Here is a 6,241-nt window from a genome sequence, read left to right on the forward strand (position 1 = left end):
AATCCTTATGAGAAGCGGCTTACCACATTAGGTCATCGGGGATCTTAAAGTCGGCATAGGGGTCATCCTCATCGACTGTTTCTTCTGCTTGAATCCGGATCACCATGTCGGGACGACGCTGCTCAATCTTATCGGCAAATTTATCCGGCACCAGATAGAAAGACTCATCCAGCACCCCGATAGCAAGCTGGCCGCGACTCAGCTGTTTTTGCAGGGCATCAGTGACATAGATCTTTTTAATCTTTTTATCGTACACGAAGTTGTAACCAACATCGGCATCGCCCGGCAGTGTAATCTGCTGCTGTTGAATCATCTGTCGGCACTGGGCGGTAATTTCCCGCTCGCGCTTCTCTGCTTCACGCTGTTGGTTTAGCAGACGGTCATGTTGGCGTTTTTGCTCACGCTCTTCCTGCAGTTTAGCCTGCAGGCTGAGGTTATTATCCTCGACTTGCTGGCCAGATTTACGCGCTTTGGATTGCTGCTTTTGCTGCTTGCGTTTTTCACTGTCGATCTGTTTGGCTTTTTTCTTGTCAGCCAGGCCAGCTTTGAGTAACTGGTCTTTAAGTGAACCTGCCATTGATGCTCTCTGTGCGCCGGTTGCGGAAGGCCTCACTATACCAAGCTGCGGCACCGGTCTCTACTTGCAGGGTGTAGTCAGAGCACGTAGTCTGGCGACTCATTTTTCAGGAATAGACTGATGTCTGGTAATCCGCATCCCTTTGAGATCCTAACCCCGTCTTTTTTACTTGATGCCATTGAAGCTAAAGGGTTCTGGTGTGATGGGCGTTTTCTGGCCTTAAACAGTTATGAAAACCGTGTTTATCAGGTCGGCATTGAAGAAAGTGCTCCGCTGATTGCCAAATTTTACCGCCCGGAACGCTGGAGTGATGCGCAGATTCAAGAGGAACACGATTTCTGTTTCCAGCTGCAGGAGCATGAGTTGTCGGTCGTGGCACCCATACGGGATGAGCAGGGCAATAGCCTGTTTCACTATCAGGGTTTAAGTTTTGCGTTATTCCCGCGTCGGGGTGGCCATGCACCTGAACTGTCCAATCCGGACCATCTACTGCAAATGGGCAGAATGCTGGGGCGCATTCACAGTATTGGGGCCAGTCGCCCCTATGAACATCGTCCGGTGTTGGACAGCCAGTCGTTTGGTCATGCCAGCGTGGCATTGGTCAGCGAGCAGTTTATTCCGGCTGAACTTAAACCCGCCTATGATTCTCTGGCGCGTGACCTGTTACAGAAAATTGATGCTCGCCTGGCCGAATTCGGCAGTCAGGAGCTGATCCGCGTCCATGGTGACTGTCATACCGGCAATATTCTCTGGCGCGATGATCAGGTGAATTTTGTCGACCTGGACGACAGTCGCATGGCACCGGCGATTCAGGATATCTGGATGCTGCTTTCCGGAAGTCGGGAAGAACAAACCCTGCAACTGTCTGAGATCGTCGATGGCTATAATGAATTTTATGATTTTCGGCCGCGTGAGTTACATCTGATTGAGGCGCTGCGCAGCCTGAGAATGCTGCATTACGCTGCCTGGCTGGCGCGGCGCTGGCACGACCCGGCATTTCCGATGGCCTTTCCGTGGTTTAACAGTGTGCGCTACTGGAGTGAACATATCCTTGAGCTGCGTGAGCAGTTGGCGGCACTGGATGAACCTGTTTTACGTTTGATGTGAACACGCCATGGCTGAGCCACTGAAAGACCTCTACAGCCCTGAATTTGTTACCCAACTGGCGGGCCGGGTGCAGGCAGTTTTTCCGGCATTCACAGTGGATGCCTTTAGTCATGCGGTATTGTCGGAGGGCTGGGACGATCTGGCCTTAAAGGCGCGCATGCGCCATATCACACAGTGCCTGCGGCACCATCTGCCGCCAGATTATGCCGATGCAGTGGCAATTCTTAATCAGGTGGCGCCGCACTTTTCCGGCTATCCGGCGGTGATCTTTCCCGATTTTATTCAGTGTTATGGCCTGCAGGATTGGGACACGTCCATGGCAGCCCTGCATTGGATGACACGATTCTCCACTGCAGAGTTTGCGGTACGCCCCTTCTTGCAACAGGACCAAACCCGCATGCTGGCGATTATGCAGGATTGGTGCGACGACGAGAATGAACATGTCCGGCGGCTGGCATCTGAAGGTTGCCGTCCCAGATTACCCTGGGCGGCTGAACTGAAAGACCTGAGGCAAAATCCTGAGCCATTACTGCCCATTCTGGATCAGCTGAAACAGGATACCAGCCTGTATGTCAGGCGCAGTGTGGCGAACAATCTGAACGATATTACCAAGGATCATCCGGATCTCGTCTTGTGCTGGTGCAGGGCCAGGCTGGATCAGCATCAAGATACAGACTGGCTGCTGCGCCATGCCTGCCGTACGTTGTTGAAGCAGGCAGATGTCAGGGCACTGCGCTTGTTTGATTTACAGGATGCATCGCATGTGGCAGTGGTGGATCTGCAGTTAAGCAGCGAGCGCCTGAGCATTGGCGATACCCTGGAATTCAGCTTTCAGTTGGCCACTGAACAGGCGGAACTGGGTCAGTTGCGGGTGGAATATTTGATTGACTACATGAAAGCCAATGGCCGACGCCGTGCCAAGGCCTTTCAGGTACGCTCAAAACATTTTGCCGATAACCAGACCACGATTACCTGCCGCCAGAGCTTTCGTCAGATGAGTACACGCCGCCATTATCCAGGTTTGCACAACGTCAGAATCCGGGTGAATGGACTGGAACTGGCCAGCACTGAATTCACCTTAGTTGCTGCGCCCTGATGGGCAGTGGCATGCCTCAGTCTGGGCGGCTGGATGCTAATATGGCTGCTTTTTTGGGTAGTAAAATATTTGCTTGGAATCCACCATAAGTTGAATAGTGAATGAAGCAGCCGTCAGCTTATTTTTTCGGTGATCGGATAACTGACCTCGGTGTTTCAGAAGCATAAAGCACTCTTTCTTCAATGCCGCTTTTCCTCTCTAATTATTGTACTTCTGACCTTTTCCCTTGCTGATTTTGGCACAATAACTGGTGCTTCCGCTGTGTGCCAGTAGCAGATACTCAAATCACTAATTGATCCAGTGGGCTAGAAGTCCCGGCAAATTTTTCACCGATGACATGTGTATAAATTTGAGTCGTTTTTACGTCACTATGCCCTAGTAGCTCTTGTACAGTTCTAATATCTTTTCCAGCTTCCAGTAGATGAGTAGCAAAACTATGCCTGAATGTATGGCAGGTTACCCTTTTGTTACGGATGCCAGCAGCCATGAGAGCTTTTTTAAGTGACTTCCGTGGGACTGTATCATGCAGGTGATGCCTGCATATTTGGTTGCTGATGGGATGATGACATAACCCCGAAGCGGGAAATAAAAACATCCATGCAGGTTGCCTGAATGCATTAGGGTACTTCCTTCCCAAAGCATGAGGCATAGAGGGGCCAACGCCTTCTACATTATCCTTTTCCTGCAGTTTTAAAGATTCCGCGATTTGATCTTGAAGCGCAGGATATAAAGACTTGCTCAAGAGTGTTCGTCTATCCTTGCCTCCTTTGCCATCTCTTACGGTTAATGAGCAATTAGAAAAATCGATATCTTGAATTCTGAGCCTTAGGCACTCAGAGACTCTGACTCCACTTCCATACAGCAGTGAAAAAATCAGCCAATCTCTACCTTCCATCTTCGATAGCAACACTGATACTTCGGATGCGGTTAACACAGTTGGAATCCTTCTAAACTGCCTTGCATGTTGAAACTCTAAGTCGCCAAGTTCTACTTTGAGCACTTTGTGGTAAAGAAATGCCAGTGCATTCAAAGCTGATTTCTGGGTATTGACAGATACGTGATTCTCATTAGCGAGAGAGCTAAGAAAGAGTCGTACATGGGAGGCGTTAAGTTCTGAAGGATGCCTCAGCTTGTGAAATCGAATATACCGTTTAATCCAATGTAGATAGGTCTTCTCGGTACGCATGCTATAACCACGTAACCTAATTTCTTGTCTGATATAACTTATGAATGGGCTGCTCGACATGATCCACACTCCCTGTGTATAAAATGACAACAATACATGTATATATATACAGTATATCTGGATAAGTCCAATTTATGCGCGCATTTCAATGCCTCTCATGGCGCGTTTTTATCCTTGCGTTTTATATAAATTGATTAGATATTAGGCACTTAGGGATTTGGCTGTGCGAGCTTATGCGCACAGTCACTCATCAAAACGCGCATGCTCGTTTTTAGCGGAAGAAAATGGCAGTGTTGTCTAAAAACTATTTAGATTCAGATTGTTACAGCTTTTTTTGTTTTCTTCGGCGGCAGAAAAACGCGCTGGCTCGTTATTAAAATGTTAAGTGTTTTCAGGGAGGAAACTGTGAGTAAGTATCAGATTGCGCAACTCAACATAGCTACGCTGTTGGCTCCAATCGATTCGCCCCAGCTTTCGGATTTCGTCGCGAACCTCGATAGGATCAATGCTTTAGCAGATCACTCGCCAGGTTTTGTTTGGCGGCTACAAACCGAAGAGGGTGATGCTACCGGTATTGATTATTTTGGCTCCGATAAGATCGTGAATCTCTCTGTCTGGGAATCGGTCGAGGCTCTGCACAACTTTGTTTATCGGTCCGCTCACATCGAGATCATGCGCCGCAAGAAAGAGTGGTTCCACAAAATGGGTGAGGCATACATGGTTCTTTGGTGGGTGCCTGCCGGTCACAATCCGTCAGTCGAAGAAGCAGCGCAAAAGCTGAACATTCTGCGAGAGCAAGGCCCAACCGCGGAGGCTTTCTCATTCAAGAAAGCATTCCCGGCTCCCAGCGAACTAGCCAGTGTGCCGACTGATACATGGGGCGGTGAATGTCCAGCCACTTAACAAATCAATTAAGTTCGTTCCGGCCTGCGGCCTCCACCGGACGTCCCTGTCGGGCCGCCGCTTATTTTCGGCGTTAGCCTTACAAAGGAAATATCGCATGGAACTTCAAGAATTTATAAAAACTGCATTGACGGAAATAGTTAGTGGAGTGGCAGAAGCGAGCGAAGCTGCTTCAGAGCTTGGCGGTAGTGTTGGCACAATGCGGTTATATGGCCACGTCAAAGAAAATAAAGTAGTAACCAACGAAAATGACATGCCTGTAGCCATGATCGATTTTGATATCGCTCTGGCAGAAACGGCAGGTACAGACACAAAGGGTGGCATTGGCGTTTACTTAGGTGCGGTCGGCCTTGGTTCTCAGGGAGCGTCACATGGTGAAACATCAAGCCATTCACGCATTAAGTTTTCGGTTCCAGTAGTACTGCCAAGTGCAAAAGGCTAACAAAGCGTTCAACTTCAGCCCTGCGGGCTCGGACCTCCAAACTGCTGCGCAGTTTTCCGGCCCGTTAACTCGGCGTTAAATGGCTTAGACCCTAGCAAGGAGTAGCTAGATAGTTATGAAAGGCAAAATTACCCAGTGGAAAGATGATAAGGGCTTTGGATTCATACAGCCCGATGACGGTTCTGAAAAATTGTTTTTCCATGTGTCTAGCGTCAAGACTAACGCCCGCAGACCTCAAATCGGCGATAGCGTGATTTACGAGCCAATGCGTGACTCTCAACAAAGGCTCAAAGCTAAAGGTGTAGTAATCGAAGGTGTTTCCAAAGGCTTCCACTCATCCTCAAAAAAACGCACCGTACGGACTGAACCACCAAGAAAAAATGCCGTTGACTACATTTTAGTTCTGGTGGTTTTAGTATCGCTTGCTGCCGGAGGGTTTGAGTTTTATCGAACGAACGCAATAGAAAGTTCATGGCCTTTTGGTGTTCCTGCGGTAATAGCGTTTCTCATTTTAAACCGGCAGAAAAAGCCAAAAGAAAAATCGTTTCATTGCTCACGTTGCAGGACGGTAGCTGAGCATGACTCACGGACTATCCAAGCTTGGAATAATGGGTTCACTAAACTTTACTGTAGAGCTTGCCACCTTCAGTGGTTAAAGGATAATCCACGGGAAGAGCATACCCCGATGCAAAGGCAGGGAAATGGTTGCCTTGGGGTATTAGCGCTAATGGTCATAATACCTATTTTAGGCAGCGTAGGCTTATATCAGTGGTTGGTTTGAACAGCCACTTAACAATCGCAGTCAGCAGGAACGCTTCGCTCGCAAGCTCGCTACGCGTCCGCTGCTGCAAGCGTTATATGTAAATAAGGACATAACATGAAAAAAATACTTATCTTTTCATTATTACTTGCAAGTTCACTATCCGTAGG

At 48.5% G+C, this 6,241-nt stretch carries 7 protein-coding genes; 5 read left to right on the forward strand and 2 right to left on the reverse strand.

All coding sequences use genetic code 11. The annotated features are described in order from the left end of the window. Nucleotides 1–19 precede the first annotated feature (19 nt). Nucleotides 20–577, reverse strand: a complete 558-nt coding sequence (locus ACFVYJ_RS13210; RefSeq protein ID WP_419415918.1) for a DUF2058 domain-containing protein — start codon at nt 575–577, stop codon at nt 20–22. Nucleotides 578–697: 120 nt separating this feature from the next. On the opposite strand from ACFVYJ_RS13210, the gene ACFVYJ_RS13215 reads away from it, so the two are divergent. Both ACFVYJ_RS13215 and ACFVYJ_RS13220 read left to right on the forward strand, forming a co-directional pair. Further along, the gene (locus ACFVYJ_RS13215; protein ID WP_419415919.1) at nt 698–1,684 is read left to right on the forward strand and encodes a serine/threonine protein kinase; all 987 of its coding nucleotides are present in this window, start codon (nt 698–700) and stop codon (nt 1,682–1,684) included. Nucleotides 1,685–1,691: 7 nt separating this feature from the next. Next, nucleotides 1,692–2,780: a DNA alkylation repair protein gene (locus ACFVYJ_RS13220; protein WP_419415920.1), complete on the forward strand. Its 1,089-nt coding sequence runs from the start codon at nt 1,692–1,694 to the stop codon at nt 2,778–2,780. 280 nt (nt 2,781–3,060) lie between these two features. Here ACFVYJ_RS13220 and ACFVYJ_RS13225 read toward each other — a convergent pair whose 3' ends face one another. Beyond that, complete coding sequence (locus ACFVYJ_RS13225) at nt 3,061–4,026, reverse strand: integron integrase (protein ID WP_419415921.1); 966 nt, start codon at nt 4,024–4,026, stop codon at nt 3,061–3,063. A gap of 345 nt (nt 4,027–4,371) precedes the next feature. Between ACFVYJ_RS13225 and ACFVYJ_RS13230 the strand changes: the two genes are divergently transcribed. From ACFVYJ_RS13230 to ACFVYJ_RS13240, 3 genes are all read left to right on the forward strand, one after another. Continuing rightward, nucleotides 4,372–4,869: a DUF3291 domain-containing protein gene (locus ACFVYJ_RS13230; RefSeq protein ID WP_419415922.1), complete on the forward strand. Its 498-nt coding sequence runs from the start codon at nt 4,372–4,374 to the stop codon at nt 4,867–4,869. A 97-nt stretch (nt 4,870–4,966) separates the two neighbouring features. Further along, nucleotides 4,967–5,311 carry a hypothetical protein gene (locus ACFVYJ_RS13235; protein ID WP_419415923.1) on the forward strand — a complete coding sequence of 115 codons (345 nt, stop codon included), beginning with the start codon at nt 4,967–4,969 and terminating at the stop codon, nt 5,309–5,311. Between the two features lie 115 nt (nt 5,312–5,426). Further along, nucleotides 5,427–6,092, forward strand: coding sequence for a cold shock domain-containing protein (locus ACFVYJ_RS13240; protein WP_419415924.1), 666 nt, complete (start codon nt 5,427–5,429; stop codon nt 6,090–6,092). The last annotated feature ends 149 nt before the right edge of the window (nt 6,093–6,241 follow it).

The organism is Pontibacter sp. JAM-7, from assembly GCF_048548695.2.
In the GTDB taxonomy this organism is placed as follows: Bacteria; Pseudomonadota; Gammaproteobacteria; order Pseudomonadales; family Balneatricaceae; genus Neptuniibacter.